The sequence below is a fragment of the Bradyrhizobium sp. 137 genome, from assembly GCF_023074095.1.
Classification (GTDB): Bacteria; Pseudomonadota; Alphaproteobacteria; order Rhizobiales; family Xanthobacteraceae; genus Bradyrhizobium.
The window spans coordinates 1-17654 of record NZ_JADPKU010000067.1; the positions used below are offsets into that span (position 1 = coordinate 1).

15 protein-coding genes and 1 pseudogene are annotated in these 17654 nt (G+C 65.0%); 12 read left to right on the forward strand and 4 right to left on the reverse strand.

Annotation, left to right across the window (positions count from 1 at the left end; translation table 11 throughout):
• The first annotated feature begins 207 nt into the window (after positions 1 to 207).
• The gene (locus IVA78_RS21055; protein ID WP_247467462.1) at positions 208 to 438 is read left to right on the forward strand and encodes a hypothetical protein; all 231 of its coding nucleotides are present in this window, start codon (positions 208 to 210) and stop codon (positions 436 to 438) included.
• A gap of 250 nt (positions 439 to 688) precedes the next feature.
• Here IVA78_RS21055 and IVA78_RS21060 read toward each other — a convergent pair whose 3' ends face one another.
• A complete protein-coding gene (locus IVA78_RS21060) occupies positions 689 to 1501 on the reverse strand; it encodes an aminoglycoside phosphotransferase family protein (RefSeq protein ID WP_247467464.1) in 813 nt (270 codons plus the stop codon).
• Positions 1502 to 1706: 205 nt separating this feature from the next.
• Between IVA78_RS21060 and IVA78_RS21065 the strand changes: the two genes are divergently transcribed.
• The gene (locus IVA78_RS21065) at positions 1707 to 3152 is read left to right on the forward strand and encodes an IS1182 family transposase (protein ID WP_247467466.1); all 1446 of its coding nucleotides are present in this window, start codon (positions 1707 to 1709) and stop codon (positions 3150 to 3152) included.
• 721 nt (positions 3153 to 3873) lie between these two features.
• Here IVA78_RS21065 and IVA78_RS21070 read toward each other — a convergent pair.
• Positions 3874 to 5895 (reverse strand): YgiQ family radical SAM protein, encoded by a 2022-nt coding sequence (locus tag IVA78_RS21070; protein ID WP_247468051.1) that lies wholly within the window; start codon positions 5893 to 5895, stop codon positions 3874 to 3876.
• 43 nt (positions 5896 to 5938) lie between these two features.
• Here IVA78_RS21070 and IVA78_RS21075 point away from each other — a divergent pair, with 43 nt between their 5' ends.
• On the forward strand, positions 5939 to 6160 hold the full coding sequence (locus IVA78_RS21075; RefSeq protein ID WP_247467468.1) for a hypothetical protein: 222 nt from the start codon (positions 5939 to 5941) through the stop codon (positions 6158 to 6160).
• Between the two features lie 23 nt (positions 6161 to 6183).
• Entirely contained in the window at positions 6184 to 6321 is a 138-nt protein-coding gene (locus tag IVA78_RS21080) for a hypothetical protein (protein ID WP_247281505.1), read from the forward strand.
• A gap of 6 nt (positions 6322 to 6327) precedes the next feature.
• On the opposite strand, the gene IVA78_RS21085 is transcribed toward IVA78_RS21080, so the two are convergent.
• On the reverse strand, positions 6328 to 7044 hold the full coding sequence (locus IVA78_RS21085) for a GntR family transcriptional regulator (protein ID WP_247467471.1): 717 nt from the start codon (positions 7042 to 7044) through the stop codon (positions 6328 to 6330).
• Positions 7045 to 7052: 8 nt separating this feature from the next.
• A complete protein-coding gene (locus tag IVA78_RS21090) occupies positions 7053 to 8465 on the reverse strand; it encodes an FAD-binding oxidoreductase (protein ID WP_247467473.1) in 1413 nt (470 codons plus the stop codon).
• Between the two features lie 158 nt (positions 8466 to 8623).
• Here IVA78_RS21090 and IVA78_RS21095 point away from each other — a divergent pair, with 158 nt between their 5' ends.
• From IVA78_RS21095 to IVA78_RS21130, 8 genes and pseudogenes are all read left to right on the forward strand, one after another.
• Positions 8624 to 9508, forward strand: coding sequence for a dihydrodipicolinate synthase family protein (locus IVA78_RS21095; RefSeq protein WP_247467474.1), 885 nt, complete (start codon positions 8624 to 8626; stop codon positions 9506 to 9508).
• Positions 9509 to 9546: 38 nt separating this feature from the next.
• A pseudogene (locus IVA78_RS21100) lies at positions 9547 to 9733 on the forward strand (PepSY domain-containing protein); the annotation flags it as partial.
• A gap of 75 nt (positions 9734 to 9808) precedes the next feature.
• A complete protein-coding gene (locus IVA78_RS21105) occupies positions 9809 to 11041 on the forward strand; it encodes a rhodanese-like domain-containing protein (protein WP_247467476.1) in 1233 nt (410 codons plus the stop codon).
• Between the two features lie 149 nt (positions 11042 to 11190).
• Positions 11191 to 12435: a phosphoglycerate dehydrogenase gene (gene serA, locus IVA78_RS21110; protein WP_247467478.1), complete on the forward strand. Its 1245-nt coding sequence runs from the start codon at positions 11191 to 11193 to the stop codon at positions 12433 to 12435.
• Between the two features lie 81 nt (positions 12436 to 12516).
• On the forward strand, positions 12517 to 14178 hold the full coding sequence (locus tag IVA78_RS21115) for a tannase/feruloyl esterase family alpha/beta hydrolase (RefSeq protein ID WP_247467480.1): 1662 nt from the start codon (positions 12517 to 12519) through the stop codon (positions 14176 to 14178).
• Between the two features lie 45 nt (positions 14179 to 14223).
• Positions 14224 to 14673 carry a MarR family winged helix-turn-helix transcriptional regulator gene (locus IVA78_RS21120; protein ID WP_247467482.1) on the forward strand — a complete coding sequence of 150 codons (450 nt, stop codon included), beginning with the start codon at positions 14224 to 14226 and terminating at the stop codon, positions 14671 to 14673.
• The gene (locus IVA78_RS21125) at positions 14670 to 15440 is read left to right on the forward strand and encodes an enoyl-CoA hydratase (RefSeq protein ID WP_247467484.1); all 771 of its coding nucleotides are present in this window, start codon (positions 14670 to 14672) and stop codon (positions 15438 to 15440) included. The genes IVA78_RS21120 and IVA78_RS21125 overlap by 4 nt, the downstream gene beginning before the upstream one ends.
• Before the next feature lie 118 nt (positions 15441 to 15558).
• Positions 15559 to 17640 carry a methyl-accepting chemotaxis protein gene (locus tag IVA78_RS21130; RefSeq protein ID WP_247467487.1) on the forward strand — a complete coding sequence of 694 codons (2082 nt, stop codon included), beginning with the start codon at positions 15559 to 15561 and terminating at the stop codon, positions 17638 to 17640.
• The last annotated feature ends 14 nt before the right edge of the window (positions 17641 to 17654 follow it).

Here is a 17654-nt window from a genome sequence, read left to right on the forward strand (position 1 = left end):
TCCTAATTCGCCCGTCGCGTATGCATCCAAGGGGATCGTACTTGTTACGGCGGGACGCGCGGCCGAAGCGTTTTCTCCGATTCAGATCGCTTTGCGCCTGAGCCCCAAAGATCCGGCTGCTGGGACTTGGCGTTTTTCCTCTGTCACGCTCATGTTCATCTAGGCCAATACAAGGAAGGTATTGAGGAATGTAGGCGCTCCATAAATTTGAACAAATCGGACTGGTTTCCGTATGCAGATCTGATTGCTGCCTATGGAGCCACCGGCCAATCGGAAATGGCCCAGCAAGTAATGGTCGAATTAAATGCAATCCGACCGGACTTCACGATCCAGTGGTTCAAGCAAATCGGCTACGCACGTTCGAGCAATCCGCAGTTTCGTCGTGAGTACGACGGCATCATCGAAGGACTCAGAAAAGCCGGCGTCCGCGAGCAATGACGCGACAGGAATCTCATGGCCTTGGCCTACGGGCAGACGAGGGCCAATGATTAAGAACTGCTTCTGGCCGTTCGCGACCGCTTGTCCGGCGCACGGACATGTCCGACGTGCGGGGCAGACCGGAAGTCAATGGCCGAGGCTCAAATCACCGCTGTTGACCGGAGCGGACTCGGAACATAGAGCTGCCTCTCAGCGAGCAAACGGCCGACGTCTCGCTTCGACAGGCCACTTCGGCTCGCGCGAAGATGGTTCAGTCTTCCGAGCGCAGCCCCGCTTCGATGCGTTGGATCAACCGCTCCCGCAAGGAAGGCACCACGTTGCCAAGGACGACGAAGGTGCGGACGATGGGCAAATACGGCTCCATGGCTGCCGTCAACTCCGCGAGCAACATGCCGGCCAGCCGCGCATATTCGGATTGCGCCGCCGCATTGGTGGCGCGCGGCCGCTGCGGATCGTCTGCGATTTCCGGGCCGAGCTCGGACAGGATGACATGCAAGAACCCAAGGTCGAGGGCGGCGGGCCCGCGCATCGCGAAGGTCCAGTCGACGAGCTTTGGGCCTTCCGCCGTCATGATCACGTTGCCGGGGCTAAGGTCGCAATGGCAAAGCCCGTCGTCGGTCGGCAGGCGGTCGATCATGGCGAGGATATCGGTAGCGATGTGCTTCGGGACCTTGCCGTCGTCGTGCCGCAACTCGCGCTCCATATGCTCCCGCATGGAGAGGACCTCCGGCGGCGGGCACGTCTTGTGAAGAGACATGGCCAGAGCCGCGACGATCGCGCCCGCCTGCGCGAACGGCACCGCGCCGGTCCGCGAGAGGTGCCACAGGGTCGGTCCGTCGAGGCGCTCCAAGACGATGCCGAAGCGCCCATCCAGCGTCACGTCGCCGAACACCTCCGGCACCGGGACGCCGGCGGCGCGCACGGCGCGGATCATGCGCACCTCGTGCCGGGGCATCCAACGCGACACGCCGGGTTTAAACAGTTTGATGACCTGACCGGGCGCCCAGGCGTAGACTTCGGAGAAGGCGCCTACACCGATCTTTTCCCCCAGCGATCCCCGCATGCCTGTCCTCCGCGCAGAGGAAACACCAGCAGCGAGCAAAAAGGAACCCCTTCCGTCGCGGGAGCCGCCGGACATTATGATTGCCTTTGAACCTGCAGAGACCTTCGTCCACTCCGCTAAATGGTCCCAAGTCTGGTATTGGCCCTGGCTGTGTGAAAAGCCACGAGTCGGCTACGATTCCTCCGTTTCCTGATGGAGGACACGGATGGGACGCTTCGTTGAAGGCGCGGACAGATCCCAGCTGACGCTCTTGCCGGAATGTCTGGAGGATTGGGTAAGCGAGGACAACGCGGTCCATGTGATCGATGTGTTCGTCGAGGCGCTCGACCTGCATGGAATGGGGTTTGAGCGTGTGATCGCCAAGGAGACGGGCCGGCCTTCCTACCATGCGGCAGTCCTTCTGAAGCTTTACATCTACGGTTATCTCAATCGGGTGCAGTCCAGTCGCCGCCTGGAACGTGAGGCGTGCCGCAATATCGAGGTGATGTGGCTAATCGGCCGCCTGGCTCCCGATCATAAGACGATCGCCGACTTCCGGAAGGACAATGGCGCGGCGATCCGGAAGGTTTGTGCGAAGTTCATTGCACTATGCCGGCAAATGGGCCTGTTGCAGACCCCAAGCGTCGCAATCGACGGCAGCAAGTTCAAGGCGGTGAACAACCGCGACCGCAACTTCACGCATGCCAAGATGGCAAGGCGGATGGCGCAGATTGAGGAAAGCGTCGGTCGATATCTGCATCAACTCGATAGCGCCGATCGGCAGGAGCCATCGGAAGCGATCAGCATCAAGACGACGAGGATCAAGGAAAAGATCGCTCGGCTAAAACAGGAGATGAGCCGCCTGGAAGTGCTTGATGCGCAGATGCGCAACACGCCGGATCAACAGATATCGCTCACCGATCCGCATGCCCGTTCGATGGCCACCAGCGGACGCGGATCGGGTGTCGTCGGCTACAATGTCCAGGTCGCGGTGGACACCGAACACCATCTGATTGTTACGCACGAGGTCATAAACGTCGGCAGCGACCGTGGGCAGCTTGCTCGGATGTCGAAGCAAGCCAAAGAAGTGCTCGAAGTGGACAAACTCGAGGCGGTCGCCGACCGTGGCTACTTCGACGGAGAGGAGATATTAGCCTGCGAAGAGGCCGGCGTTGCAGTCACCTTGCCTAAGCCCATGACGTCGAACGCCAAGGCGGAGGGCCGGTTCGGCAAACAGGACTTCGCCTACCTGGCTGATGCGGACGTCTACCGCTGCCCATCCGGCCAGCTGCTGCCCTATCACTACACCAACATCGAGCATGGAATGACGCTGCGCCGTTACTGGTCGACAGCGGCGTGCCAAGGCTGCGCGATCAAGAGCCAATGTACGCCGTCCAAGGAGCGCCGCATCACGCGCTGGGAGCATGAGCATGTGGTCGAGGAGGTCCAGAGACGGCTCGATTCCAATCCCGACGCCATGCGGACGCGGCGCGAGACCGTCGAGCATCCCTTCGGCACGATAAAAGCCCGTATGGGTGCGACCCACTTCCTGATGAAGCGCCTACGGAATGTCGCCGCTGAGATGGCGCTGCATGTTCTCGCCTACAACCTCACACGGGTGATGAACATCGTCGGCAAACCGAGCCTGATTGCAGCCATCCGCGCCTCCTGAAGGCCGGAAAGTGCGTCCAAAAGCGCAATACCGCGTCGTGATACCCACTTTGGCCGCCATTGGACGATCCGACGCGACAACATCGGCCGCCCGCAATGATGGGCGACCACGGCCGCGTGCCGACCTATCCGTTTGCACACAACCAAGACCCATAGCTGCACTTAGCTCAGAGCGCCGGGAAGGTTGCTTCCGTAAAGGACCCGACTAGGGCCAGGCAATTGGCCAAGGCAGCCTTTGAGCCAAAGCAGAATTCCTGGGTGTTGGCAAATTCCTCGAACACGCCTCTGATGACCGGCTCCATCGCGGCACGCGCTAGCGCATCCGGATTTGGTGCCCGGCTGTGTTGACGAAGCTGTAACGGCTCAGGCGGGCCACCCAGCCGCGGAGGGTGAAGCCGGTGTCGCCCTACTAAGGTGCTAATCCCCCGGGGAAGTATAAATCCCCCTGCAACGCGTCGAACAGGCGTGCGACAGCCTGCGCGTGGGACGCGGTGTGAAGCTCGAGACTATCGATGCGGGCAGAGACCGGGCTCGCTCTATCCCACGTGCCCAATGATGCCATCATGCGCCTGTGTTGCCCGACGGGGCAACGACTTTTTGCCCGACGGGTCAACCGTCTTTTGCGAAGTGTCTAAGCCATTGATCCCGCTAGGGCCGGCTACTGTGCATGGGGTTGTTTTCGACATTTTTTGTTGCGGGGGCAGCAAAGCTCACTCGTCCCGCTACTTCATCACCCGCACGCCCTTGGTTGTAAACCGCTGCGTCCTGCCGCCGGGGCGCAGCGGGCGCTTCGTGCCGGCGGCCTTGCCGGTGCCGGGGGGCTGGTGCGCGGGGACGAGCTGGTGGGGCTGCGAGCCGATCAAATCGGCGCGGCCCATCTCCTTCAGCGCCTCGCGCAGCACCGGCCAATTGTCGGGATCGTGGTAGCGCAGAAACGCCTTGTGCAGGCGGCGCTGGCGCAGGCCCTTGATCGCCTCGACCTTGTCGCTGCCGCCGTGGCGGACGCCGCGCAAGGGGTTGACGCCGGTGTGGTACATCGCGGTGGCGGTCGCCATCGGCGAGGGCAGGAAGGTCTGCACTTGATCTGCGCGATAGCGGTTCTTCTTCAGCCACAGCGCGAGGTTCATCATGTCCTCATCGGTCGTGCCGGGATGTGCCGCGATGAAATAGGGGATCAAATAGTATTTCTTGCCGGCCTGCTCGGCGGCTTCATCGAACATCCGCTTGAAGCGGTTGTAGGCGCCGATGCCCGGCTTCATCATCTTGTCGAGCGGGCCGCGCTCGGTATGTTCCGGCGCGATCTTCAAATAGCCGCCGACGTGATGGGTGACGAGCTCCTTGATGTATTCGGGGCTCTCCACCGCGAGGTCGTAGCGCACGCCGGAGGCGACCATCACCTTCTTGATGCCACGGGTCTCGCGCACCTTGCGATAGAGCCGGATCAGATCGTCATGCGAGGTGTTGAGGTTCGGACATATCTCGGGGAAGACGCAGGACGGCCGCCGGCACGCCGCCTCGACCTTCGGATCCTTGCACGCCATCCGGTACATGTTGGCGGTAGGGCCGCCGATGTCGGAGATCACGCCGGTGAAGCCCGGCGTCTTGTCGCGGATCTTCTCGATCTCGCGCAGGATCGAGCCCTCCGAACGGTTCTGGATGATGCGGCCCTCATGCTCGGTGATCGAGCAGAAGGTGCAGCCGCCAAAGCAGCCGCGCATGATCGTCACCGAGAATTTAATCATCTCCCAGGCGGGGATCTTTGCATCACCGTAGGACGGATGCGGCGCGCGCGCGTAAGGCAGGTCATAGACCGCGTCCATCTCCTCGGTGGTGAGCGGGATCGGCGGCGGGTTCAGCCAGAGATCGCGATCGCCGTGACGCTGCACCAGCGGCCGCGCATTGCCCGGATTGCTCTCCCGGTGCAGCACGCGTGAAGCGCGCGCATAGGCCTCGCGGTCCTGCTCGACCTGCTCAAGGGCCGGCAGGCGGATCACCGTGGCGCCGCGTTGGCGCGATGCGCCCTCGTCGGCGGAGTCGAGATCGTCGGCGTGCAGCTCGGTGTAATCCGCAGGGACCTTGCGGAACAGCGCGACGCCCCTGATGTCGTCGAGCTCGCGCGGCGCTTCGCCGGCGGCGAGCCGCTGCGCCACTTCGACGACGGCGCGCTCGGCATTGCCGTAGAGCAGAAGGTCCGCCTTGGCGTCGGCCAGCACCGAGCGGCGCACCTTGTCGGACCAGTAATCGTAATGTGCGATCCGGCGCAGCGAGGCCTCGATGCCGCCGAGCACGATGGGGACGTCCTTGAACGCCTCGCGGCAGCGCTGGGCGTAGACGATGGTGCAGCGGTCCGGCCGCTTGCCGCCTTCGCCGCCGGCCGTATAGGCATCGTCATGGCGCAGGCGGCGGTCCGCGGTGTAGCGGTTCACCATGGAATCCATGTTGCCGCCGGTGACGCCGAAGAACACATTTGGCTTGCCCAATGCCTTGAACGGCTCCGCCGAGTGCCAGTCCGGCTGCGCGATAATGCCGACGCGAAAACCTTGCGCCTCCAGCAGCCGGCCGATGATCGCCATGCCGAAGCTCGGATGATCGACATAGGCATCGCCCGTCACCAGCACGATGTCGCAAGCATCCCAGCCGAGCGCATTCATCTCGGCACGGCTCATGGGGAGGAACGGCGCCGGCTTGCGCGGGCGCGCCTGTGCCATCAGGGGCTTTTCGGCGGTGACGATCTGGGTGTCCATACGGATAGGCATAGGGCTCCGGGCGGGTGAATTCAACCGATCGATGCGCGGCCTTGCCGATGTCTCGCCGATGCAGCTTGGCGGCATCGTCATGACGCGTGGAGCGCGGAGTTCCATCCTCGCGGCCGCGCTGATCGGGTGTCGGCCGCGGGAACCAATCGCCGCTGCGGACATTCTGGTCCAGGGTTCTAACCGGGCCCGTGTCGCGCGCGCCTCCACCATCTCGGCGTTCGTGACGTCGCCTCTGGCGATGGGGGAATTGTGAGCACCGTCATAGAGAACTTGCTGATGCGGAAGCAGAAGCTCGTGGAACAGCTCGAGACAGCGCAGTCGGTCGAAGACCGCGACAGGCTTGAGCACCAGCTCGAACAGATCAACACCGCGCTGGATTTTCTGGACAGGCCGGGACCGGAGGAGGAGCCGTGACGGCGCTCAATCCATCCTCGGCGCCTCCATCTTCATCTTCACCGCCTCTACTTTCAGCGCCTCTAATTTCAGCGCCTTGGCATAGACCAAGCCCGAATTGGTGATGTGCGTCGTCATCAGCGCTTCGAAGGAGGCTTGCTCGCCGCGTGCGAACAGATCGAGCAGCCTGCGATGCTCCTCGAACGACGAGCGGGTGCGCACGTCGATCGGCGAGGTCAAATTGGTGCGGAGCGCGGCGACGCGGCCGGAGACGAGCTGATAGGATTCGGCGAGGTAGCGGTTGCCGCAATGGGCGAACAGCGCCTCGTGAAAAGCGGCGTCGGCGCGGCCATAGGCGATGTTGTCTCTTGCCGCGATCGCCGGCTCCATTGCGGCGATCGCTGCGCTGATCGCGGCGACAGCACCGTCGCGGTCGTGGCGGAAGGCGAACTCGGCCGCCTTCGGCTCGAGCGCGATGCGGAAGGTGCAGAGCGCATGGATGTCCTCCGCGCTCGGCGTGAACACGAAGCTGCCGACCTGCGGCCGGATCACCACAAGGCCTTGCGCCTGCAGCTGGCCCATCGCCTCGCGCACCGGCGTGCGGCTGACGCCGAAGGAATTTGCCACCATCTCCTCGGAGATGGCGGCGCCGAGCGCGAACTCACCGTCGATAATGGCCTGGCGCAGCCGCTGCATCACCCGCTGCGACAGCGATTTCGGCGTATCGAGCTTCAACGACTTCATGGGCTCGGTCAGATCACCTTGCCGGGATTGAGCAGATGCTCGGGATCGAGCGCGGCCTTCAGGGTGCGCATCAGCGCGATCTCAGGCTCGCTCCTGGCGTGATCCAGCCACTTCTTCTTCAGCGTGCCGATGCCGTGCTCGGCGGAGACGCTGCCGCCCATCTCGCGCACGAGACCATAGATGATCGCGTCCATTTCCTCCTTCGGCTGCTGCGCGACGGAGAGACCCCTGACCCAGGAGACGAGATGCAGATTGCCGTCGCCGATATGGCCGTAATACACGCTCTCGCAGCCCTTGATGCCATCAGCGAGTGCGGCCTTGCAGCGCGTCGCGAACTCGTCCATCCGCGCCACCGCCAGCCCGATGTCGTAGGAGATGTGCGGCCCCAGCACCTGGCCGAACTCGGCACAGATGTCGCGCACGCGCCAGAACGCTTGCGTTTGCGCCAGCGATTGCGCCACCGCCGCGTCAGTCAGCAGCCCGCGCTCCATTAGCTCTTCGAGCCAGGTCTGGAAGCGCGGCGCGTCGATACTCTCGTCGGTGCCTTGCGCCTCCACCAGCACGTAGAGGCCGTGGCCAGCTGCGACCGGCGGCTTCACGCCGGCGCGAATCGTGATCACGTCCCAATAGTCCGGCCACATCACCTCGAAGGCCGACAGCAGCGGCCCGAGCCCGCTGCGCGCCGCGCCGAGCAGCGCGATCACCGCGGCATAGTCCTTCAGCGCGCACAGCGCAGCCATGGTCGAACGCGGTTTTGGAAACAGCCGCAGCACCACGCGGGTGATGATGCCGAGCGTGCCTTCCGAGCCGATGAAGAGATGCTTCAGATCGTACCCGGCGTTGTTCTTCATCAGCTTGTTGAGATTGGTGATGATGGTGCCGTCGGGCAGCACCACTTCGAGCCCGAGCACCAGCTCGCGCGTCATGCCGTAACGGATCACGCGGTTGCCGCCGGCATTGGTCGAGAGATTGCCGCCGATGGCACAGGAGCCGCGCGAGCCGAGATCGAGCGGAAAGAAGAAGCCGGCCTCATCTGCGGCCTTCTGGATCGTCTCCAGCGGAGTGCCTGCCTTTACCGTCATCGTTGCCGACGCAGGATCGATCTCCTCGATGCCGGTCATGCGCTCGAGCGAGATCGCGACCCAGCCTGTTTCGGGCGATGCGCCGCGGCACAGCCCGGTCAATCCGCCCTGCGGCACGAAGGGAAGCCGCGCCTGCCGGCAGGCCAGAATCGCATCGGCAACGCCCTGCGCATCGAGCGGACGGATCACCGCGCGCGGCGTTTGCGGCAGGCTCGCGCTCCAATCGTTGCAATTGCGCGCCGGCACGTCGCTGCCGGTCAGCACCGCAGCGGGGCCGAGCTTGTCGCGAAGTGCGCCGAGCAACTGGTCGGGAAGCTCAGCGGGGGGCGCCATGTCCATGCGAGACCTCCTTGGGGGGCGCCGACGGGCGCGGGTTTGCATTCGCCTTGTATGTAAGGTACAAGGCGAAATGTAAAGCAAAAACAATGCTTCGACAGGCGCTGAAGATCGTGATGGATCAGAGGCTTAGTCCGAAGCCGCAGCAGAGGGTGATGTTGATGATGGAGGCAATTCGCGGGTTCTGGGTGGCATCAGTGACGCCCCTGGCGACGGACGGCAGCGTGGATTCCACAAAGCTCGCGGCTCATGCCAAGCAACTCTTCAGTAGAGGGATCGACGGTGTCGTGCTGTTCGGCACCACTGGCGAGGGCACCTCGTTCACTGCAGCCGAACGTATCGCGACCATCGAAGCCGTGCTCAAGGCCGGCGTCGCGCCGGAGCGTATCGGCATCGGCGGCGGCTTCCCCGCCATCACCGACGGCATCGCATTGACGCGCGCCGTGCTCGGCCTCGGCCTGCGTCACGTCCTGTTGCTGCCGCCTTACTTCGATCGCAACGTCACCCCTGAAGGCATCGAGGATGCCTTCGCCGCGATCATCGACGGCGTCGGCGACGATCGCCTGCGCGCCTCGCTCTATCACATTCCGCAGGTCTCGGGCGTTGTGATCCCGACCAGCGTCGCTGCGAATCTGCGCAAGCGCTACGGCAAGGTGGTTGCGGGCCTGAAGGATTCCAGTGGCGACTTCAAGCAATTCCAGGCGTTCCACAACGCCGCGCCCGACCTCGCCATCACCGTCGGCAACGAAGCCGACATCGCCCGTGCGATCGCCGCCGGCGGCGCCGGCACTATCTGCGGCATGGCCAATGTCGTGCCGGAGCTGGTCAAGGCCATGGTCGACGGCAAGGATGTCGAAGCGCGCATGCAGGCCGCGATCGACGTCGTGGTCAAGACGCCATCTCTGGTCGCGACGCTGAAGGCCATCCTCGCGGCGCAGACGGGCGATGCCAGCTGGCTGCGTGTGCGACCGCCGCTCCGCGCGTTGTCCGACGGCGCCGCGTTCCAGCGGAAGCTCGACGCGTTGATGGCGCCTGCCATCGCCTGAGATCCCACGAAATCGCGGTACACTGCCGCGGTTCGCGTGACGAGACGTTCGGCGAGAAGATCATCGCCGGCATCTGCGACAACCATCGCGGTGCGATCCTGGGATGGCCGGCAAGTTCGCCTCGATGAGCGTCGTGGCGCTGATGCCGTTGTTCTCGGTCACCGGCATCGCAAGCTGCGGCGACCGGCGCAGCCCCCGCTCGGGCAGCTCGTTCCAGGCGAGTGACCGCGACGCGAAGGCTAGCCAAGCGCGCGACAATCGTTCAAAAGCCCATGGCCTGTTCTCGTCAAGGTTCACGCCATGAAGCGCCGCACCGTCAATCCCGCCGAGATCCGCCGCGCGTTGCTGTTGCGCGAAGAAATCGCGTTGCTCGATCTCAGATACGAGGCGGCGTTCGCGACTGGCCATCCGCTGTTCGCTGCTAACATGGCTGCCGACCGGATCGCGGTCGAAGCCGAGGTCAGGCTGCCGCGCAAGGACGTGGCGATCGTGCTCTATGACGATGGGGAAGAGCTGGTTGCGACCGGCGCCGAACGTCTGGCCGCGCTCGGCTACAGCAACATCAGCGTGCTCGATGGTGGGCTGAGGGCCTGGCGCAAGGCCGGCTACGAGGTGTTCGAGGACGTCAATTCCTATTCAAAAGCATTTGGCGAGCTGGTCGAGGCGCGCCGCCACACGCCTTCGCTCAGCGCCGACGAGGTGGCAAAGCTCATTGCCGAGAAGGCCAACATCGCCATTCTCGACGTTCGCCGCTTCGACGAATATGCGACCATGAACATTCCGGGCTCGGTCAGCGTGCCGGGCGCGGAGCTGGTGCTGCGCGCGGGCAGCGCCGCGCCCGATCCCGCCACCACGATCATCGTCAATTGCGCCGGCCGCACGCGCTCGATCATCGGCACCCAGTCGCTGATCAATGCCGGCGTGCCCAACAAGGTGTGCGCGCTGCGCAACGGCACCATCGGCTGGACGCTGGCGCGGCACAGGCTCGATCACGGCGCCGGCAGGCGCGGCGGGCTCGGGCCGTTCGAAGGCGGCCCGGCCAATGCCCGCGACCTCGCCTATCGGGCCGGCGTTCGTCATATCGGCGCGAGCGAGGCGGCGGCGCTTGTCGCGCGGACCGACCGCACGCTCTATCGCTTCGACGTGCGCGATGCCGAGGAATATGCGGCCGGCCACCTTCCCGGCTTCCGCCACTATCCTGGCGGCCAGCTCGTTCAGGAGACCGACATGGCCGCACCGGTGCGTGGGGCGCGCATTCTCCTGACTGACGACAAGGGCGTGCGTGCCGACATGACGGCGTCCTGGCTCGCGCAGATGGGCTGGGAGGTCTATGTGCTCGAAGGCGGCTATGACGGTGCGCTCGAGATCGGCCCGCCGCGCGTATTGCCGAAGCCAGATCCGGCACATCGTTACCGCCGCCCCTATGAAGGCACCGACGTCGCCGAAGGTGCGATGCAGGCCTATCTGAACTGGGAGTATGGCCTGGTCGAGCAGCTCCGCCGGGACGGAACGCACGGGTTTTATGTGATCTGACTCTGTTACCCTTCACCCTCTCGGGATGGCGGAATTGCTGACGCAAGCATGGCGGGCTCCCGCCATCTTCTCCCCGTATCCAGGCCCTATTGTGCCGCGCACCGTCCGCGGTCTATGAGCTGCGGCAAAGGTCTACTTACGGAGATACAATGCCAGCCCCCGGCCAAAGCCCCGAGCGGAATGCGAAGGCGCTGCTGCTCGAAGGCGTCAATGATAGCGCAGTCGAGCTGTTCAAAAGCGCGGGCTTCTCCAATATCGAGCGCCTGACCAAGGCGCTGGACGGCGAGGATCTGCGGCGGGCGCTCAAGGGCGTGTCGCTGCTCGGCATCCGCTCGCGCACCCAGATCACCGATGAGGTGCTTGGGGCCGCCGACCAGCTTCTCGCGGTCGGCTGCTTCAGCGTCGGCACCAACCAGGTCGATCTGACCGCGGCGCGCAAGCGCGGCATTCCCGTGTTCAACGCGCCGTTCTCCAACACGCGCAGCGTCGCCGAACTCGTGATCGGCGAGATCGTGATGCTGCTGCGGCGGATCTTTCCGCGCTCGGTGTCGGCGCATGGGGGCGGCTGGGACAAGTCGGCGACCGGCAGCCGCGAGGTGCGCGGCCGCACCCTCGGCATCGTCGGCTACGGCAATATTGGCTCGCAGCTCTCGACGCTCGCCGAGGCCATGGGCATGCGCGTGATCTACCTCGACCGCACCGACAAGCTCCGTCACGGCAACACCGAGCCGGTCGAGAGACTGGAGGAGCTGCTGGCGCAGAGCGACGTCGTCAGCCTGCACGTGCCCGAGACGCCGGAGACCGCCGGCATGATCGGCGAGAAGGAGCTGCGGGCGATGAAATCAGGCTCGTTCCTGATCAACAACAGCCGCGGCACCGTGGTCGATCTCGATGCGCTCGCGGGCGCCTTGCGCGACGGCCATCTCGCCGGCGCGGCCGTCGACGTGTTTCCGGTCGAGCCGTCCTCGAACGCGGATCGCTTCAACAGCCCGATGCAGGGCCTCGAGAACGTCATCCTCACGCCGCATATCGGCGGCTCGACCGAGGAGGCGCAGGAGCGGATCGGCGGTGAGGTTGCGCGCAAGCTGGTCGACTTTTTCATCACCGGCTCGACCATGGGCGCGGTGAATTTCCCGGAGGTGCAGTTGCACTTGCGGCCCTCTGGCGCGCGCTTCAGCCACGTCCATCGCAACGTACCCGGCATGCTGCGGCGCCTGAACGAAGTGTTTCTCCAACGCGACATCAACATCGCTGCGCAATATCTGGAGACCGCCGGCGATCTCGGCTACGTCGTGCTCGATGCCGACTTAGCCGGCCAGGATTCAGCGGCGCTGCTCCAGCAGATCCGCAGCCTCGAGGGTACGGTCGGCGCGCGGCTGGTGTTCGAGCACTAGCGCATCATTGACGGCCGGCGGTAAGTCGCCTTCAATGCCGCCTCCTGGCGGATCGAACGAGAACAGAAAACAGGGGAAACCATGGCGCAAATGCGTGTGAAGCTCTGTGCGCTGCTCGTAGGGACGGCGGCTGCATTGACGGCGGGTAGCGCCTCGGCGGCGACTCTGACAGACGACGCCGAAACGGTCTGCAACGGTCTTGTTGGCGGCATTGATGCGGTGAAGATCGATTCCGCAACATTGCTGGCGCCGTCGCAGCTCGTCGTCGCCGAGCGCGGGCCGACCCCGTCGGGGCGCATCACGCCGGCCAATCCGCGCTTCTGCAAGGTGCTCGGCCACATCGATCCCACCGACCCCAAGGCGCCGCGGATCAAATTCCAGGTCAACCTTCCGGTCGAATGGAACGGGCGCTCGCTGCAATATGGTGGCGGCGGTTTCAATGGCGTGCTGATCACCGGCCTTGCGCTGCCGCCGGCCTATCCCTTCGACAAACCGTCACCGCTCGCGCGCGGCTTCGTCACCTATGGCACCGATTCCGGCCACGAGACCAAGCAGGGCGAGCCGCCGCAGCTGTTCGCGCTCAACGACGAAGCGTTCGAGAATTTCGCCCATCGCGCCTACAAGAAGGTGCGCGATGCTGCGGTTGCGCTGATGCAGCGCGCCTACGGCAGGAAGCCGGACAAGATGTACTTCATGGGCTCGTCCGAAGGCGGCCGCGAAGGCCTTACCATGGCGCAGCGTTATCCCGACGATTTCGACGGCATCTTCGCCCGCGTCCCCGTCATCAACTGGGTCGGCTTGCAGTATGCCGGCACCCGCTCGGGCCTCGTGACCATGGGCGAGGGCTGGATCAATCCGGCGCAGGTCAAGCTCGTCGGCGATGCCGTGCGCGCGGCCTGCGACAAGGCCGACGGCTCCGACGATGCGCTGGTGCAGGATCCCGTTTCCTGCAAGGCGGCGTTCAAGGTCGAGACGCTGCGCTGCGCGGCGGGCCAGAGCGGCGATCAGTGCCTCACTGACGCGCAGATCAAGGCCGTCAACACGCTGCACGCGACCTACAAATTCCCGTTCGCGCTCGCCAATGGTCTCGACGATTATCCGGGCTGGGGCGTCTCCGGCGAGGACACGCCGGCAATCGGCCCGACCGGCGGCTGGGTCGCATGGTGGCTCGGCACCGCGCCGCCCGCGCAGCCGCCTGCACACAACAACGGCATCGCCTGGATCTACGGCGCCGGCGGCATCCAATATGTATTCGCGCGCGATCCCAAGCTCGACGTCACTACCTACAAGGTGGAGGAGCACAAGGCGCGGCTGCTCGAGGTCTCCACGCTGATGGACTCGACCGATCCCGATCTCAGCCGCTTCCGCGCCCGCGGCGGCCGGCTGATCATGCTCGAGCATATGGCCGACTATGCGCAGAGCCCCTATGCCGGCATCCGCTATTTCGACAGCGTCGAGCGCAAGCTCGGTAAGGCGGAGACCGCGGAGTTCGCGCGGCTCTACACCGCGCCCGGGGTCGACCATGTCGGCTCCGGCGCGCCGGCCAATGTCGATATGCTGAGCGTGCTGGTCGACTGGGTCGAGGAGGGCAAGGCACCCGGCGATCTCGAAGTCGCCGAGCAGAAGGTCGAGGCGCCGTCGTTCGCGACGCTGCGCGCGCTGCCGCTGTGCCGCTGGCCGGCCTGGCCGCATTACAAGAGCGGCCCGGTGATCGAGGCGTCGAGCTTCACCTGCGCGCCGTGAAACGGCCCGTTTGACAACCATCTCGCGCCTGGCTAGATATTTCGCATGCGAAATAAAGAAGCCGGCGCAAGACACCATCGGCTGATCTATCTGCTGAGCGTCGCGCAACGCCGGTTGCAGCGTTGCATGGCGGCTCGGCCCGAGAGCGAGGTAACGCCGGCGCAGGCCGGGCTGCTGTTCATTCTCGGCAAGCAGGATGGTGTGCTGATCGGCGAGGCGGGCGCGGCGCTCGATCTTGGCCCGGCCGGCATTTCCGGCCTGGTCGATCGCACGGCGGCCGCCAAACTGATCGAGCGGCGGGCCGATCGCGAGGACGGACGCGCCTGGCGGATCTGGCTGACGCCGAAGGGGCGCAGCGCGCTGGCGCAGGCGAAGGCCAGCGCGGCGGAGGTCAATGCGGCGCTGACGGAAGGATTTACGGCTGCGGAGATCGACATCGTCGCACGCTGGCTGATGAGCATTCAGGACAAGTTTCCAAGAGGAGCAGACGAATGACCGAGTACGTCCGGATCGAGAACAACAGCGGAATTCTTACCCTCACGCTGGCGCGCCCCGACAAGAAGAACGCGCTGACGGACGCGATGTACGGCAAGCTCGCCGACAGTATCGAATCCGCCGAGTTCGATCCGTCCGCTCGCGTGATCCTGATCCGCGGCGAGGGCGACATGTTCACTGCCGGCAACGACGTCGGCGAATTTGCCGCGGTTGCAGCGGGCAAGTCGGAAGGCAGCCGCAACGTCGTGCGGTTCATTCAATCGCTGGCACGTTGCACCCGGCCCCTGGTTGCGGCGGTGCAGGGCCGCGCTGTCGGCGTCGGCACCACCATGCTGCTGCATTGCGATCTCGTCGTGCTCGCCGACAATGCGCAATTGTCGACGCCCTTCGTCAGTCTCGCGCTGGTGCCGGAAGCGGCCTCCAGCCTGTTGATGCCGGCGCGGATCGGCTACGCCCGAGCTTATGAGATGTTCGCACTTGGCGAGACCGTCCCGGCGCAGGCCGCGCTGGAATGGGGCCTCGCCAACCGGGTGGTGCCGCTCGACACGCTCGATGCCGAGGCGCTTGCGCTCGCGCAGCGCCTGGCCCGCCAGCCGGCTGGTGCGCTCATCGCCACCAAGAAGCTGATGCGCAATGGCGAGGCGCTGGTTGCGCAGATGAACGCGGAGGGCGAGCAGTTCACGCAGCGCCTGCGCACCGCCGAAGCGCGCGAGGCGTTCACTGCCTTTGCCGAGCGCCGACCGCCGGATTTCACCAGGGTTGCGTGAGGGAACGCGGCCTGCCGGAGTCGCAGCGAGTACAACCCAGGTATTCGATTAAAGTCTTAACCAAACCTTGGCATGTCGGGGTGCAAGGTGGCTGCTCGTGAAGACTAGGCCCCCGACCATGGCAATGTTTAAGAAATCGGTAAGCTCGCTTCTCCTGACTTTGATGGCCCTGCTGGCCGCCGGCGCGCTGGCCAGCACGGCAATCCAGATGTTCGGGGCCTTCGGCCGCTACAGTGACAGTCTGGAGACCGAACGGCTTGCGAACGCGGACAAGGCGATCTTCCAGGGCGTGCTGTCCTTGCGCAACAATCGCGGCGATGCCCAGAGCGCGCTGCTCGGCGAGGACGATCCGCGTGCCAAGCTCAGCGCCGCCGAAAAGGCAGAGCAGGCCGGCTTTGATACCATCATCGCCGCCCTCTCCACCGTGGAATTCGCCCGGCGCGACGAGCTCGCAAACACGTTGAAGCAGCGCTGGAGCGAGGCCCCGCCGAAATTCCAGCTGTTCTACGAGGAGGCCAGGCTGCCGCGCGGCGAGCGCAAGGTGGAGCGCACCGCCGCCTGGTACGATTCCGTCACGAAGGTGATCGAGACCGCCAATCTCGCGTCCACGGCGGTGTCGAACCGCGCCTGGATGAACGATCCTTTCATCGCCCGCATGATCCAGGCTCGCCGCCTCGCCTGGCAGGTGCGCGACCGCTATGGCATCCAGTGCTCGACCTTGCGCCCGAACGTCAACAGCTCCAAGCCGCTCGATGAGACCCAGAAGCAGACCGTGGCCAGCTGGAATGGCATCGTCACCGCCGGCTGGACCGGCATGGAGGAGCTGCTGGCTGCGCCCGACGTGACGGCGGACCTCGCCAATGCGGCCAAGGAGGCACGAGCCAAGACCGATGGAGTTCTTAAGCAGATCGGCGAGCTGACCAAGAACTTCGACGGCAGCGGCCGCCCCGCGATGCCCGCTTCGGAATGGAACGCGTTGTGCCAGTCGCCGTTCGCGTCCATCGTCGCTGTCGCGAACAAGGCCCTCGACCAGTCGATCGCGCGCGCGGAGACGGTTCAGAATAAAGCCCTCACCAACCTCATCGTGCAGTCGTTCGCATTTCTGCTCGCGTTGGCCGTGACCCTGGCCGGCGTGTTCGTGGTGCGCAACCGCCTCATGGGCCCGGTGCGCGCCCTTCTCGACGCCATCGCCCGCATCAGCGCGCGCGACTATGCGACGCCGGTGCCGCAATCCCGGCATCCCGACGAGTTCGGCACCATGGCCGCCGCACTCGAAAGCCTGCGCGAGAGCGCGGCAACCGCGGAACGGCTGGGGCAGGAGCGTGAAGCGCAGCAGGCATTCCAGCTCGCCCGCTCTGGCACCGTCGATTCCGCCTGCCGCAGCTTCGACGACACCGTGCAGGCCGTCATCCAGAGTGTTGCGGCCTCGACGCGGGAGCTCGATGACACCGCCAGCGGCGTGCGCTCGCTGTTCTCGCAATCGAGCAGCCAGACCGCGGCGGTCTCCTCCGCGGCCGAGCAGGCCACCAACAATCTCGAGACCATTGCGGCGGCGACCGAGGAGCTCTCCGCGTCCGTCGGCGAGATCTCCGCGCAGGTGCAGGCCAGCGCCCGCGAGGCCCGCGAAGCCGTGTCGCAGGCCGCGCAGACCAACGCGACGGTGGAGATCCTCGACCAGACCGCGAGCCGCATCGGCGAGGTCGTCAAGATGATCAACGCGATCGCCGGCCAGACCAACCTTTTGGCATTGAACGCCACGATCGAGGCCGCGCGCGCGGGCGAAGCCGGCCGCGGCTTTGCCGTGGTCGCCGGCGAGGTCAAGAGCCTCGCGGCGCAGACGGCGACCGCGACGGAAGAGATCTCGCGCCAGGTCGAGGAAATCCAGGGCGCCACCGGCCAAGCCGTTGCTGCCATCCGGTCCATCGGCGGCGCCATCAGCGGCATCGACGAGAAGATGACGGCGATTGCCGCCGCCGTCGAGCAGCAGCGCGCGGCCACCACCGAGATCTCGCGCAACTTCCAGCAGGCCGCACAAGGCACCCGCGAGGTCACCGACACCATCGGCAGCGTCGCCAGGCTCAACCAGGAGACCGGCAATGCCGGCACGGTGTTGTCTCACTCCGTCAGGAAGATGTCGGCCGACTCCGATCGTCTCCGCGTCGCGGTCGAGGGCTTTTTGGGAGCGGTGAAGACCGCCTAGTTTCGCCTCATTCC

Coding starts and splice junctions, on each gene's coding strand:
- IVA78_RS21065 (WP_247467466.1), top strand. CDS start 1,707: ATGGGACGCTTCGTTGAAGGCGCGGACAGATCCCAGCTGACGCTCTTG.
- IVA78_RS21060 (WP_247467464.1), bottom strand. CDS start 1,501: ATGCGGGGATCGCTGGGGGAAAAGATCGGTGTAGGCGCCTTCTCCGAA.
- serA (WP_247467478.1), top strand. CDS start 11,191: ATGCCAGCCCCCGGCCAAAGCCCCGAGCGGAATGCGAAGGCGCTGCTG.
- IVA78_RS21080 (WP_247281505.1), top strand. CDS start 6,184: ATGCGGAAGCAGAAGCTCGTGGAACAGCTCGAGACAGCGCAGTCGGTC.
- IVA78_RS21120 (WP_247467482.1), top strand. CDS start 14,224: ATGCGAAATAAAGAAGCCGGCGCAAGACACCATCGGCTGATCTATCTG.
- IVA78_RS21070 (WP_247468051.1), bottom strand. CDS start 5,895: ATGGACACCCAGATCGTCACCGCCGAAAAGCCCCTGATGGCACAGGCG.
- IVA78_RS21125 (WP_247467484.1), top strand. CDS start 14,670: ATGACCGAGTACGTCCGGATCGAGAACAACAGCGGAATTCTTACCCTC.
- IVA78_RS21085 (WP_247467471.1), bottom strand. CDS start 7,044: ATGAAGTCGTTGAAGCTCGATACGCCGAAATCGCTGTCGCAGCGGGTG.
- IVA78_RS21095 (WP_247467474.1), top strand. CDS start 8,624: ATGATGGAGGCAATTCGCGGGTTCTGGGTGGCATCAGTGACGCCCCTG.
- IVA78_RS21075 (WP_247467468.1), top strand. CDS start 5,939: ATGCGCGGCCTTGCCGATGTCTCGCCGATGCAGCTTGGCGGCATCGTC.
- IVA78_RS21115 (WP_247467480.1), top strand. CDS start 12,517: ATGGCGCAAATGCGTGTGAAGCTCTGTGCGCTGCTCGTAGGGACGGCG.
- IVA78_RS21130 (WP_247467487.1), top strand. CDS start 15,559: ATGGCAATGTTTAAGAAATCGGTAAGCTCGCTTCTCCTGACTTTGATG.
- IVA78_RS21105 (WP_247467476.1), top strand. CDS start 9,809: ATGAAGCGCCGCACCGTCAATCCCGCCGAGATCCGCCGCGCGTTGCTG.
- IVA78_RS21090 (WP_247467473.1), bottom strand. CDS start 8,465: ATGGACATGGCGCCCCCCGCTGAGCTTCCCGACCAGTTGCTCGGCGCA.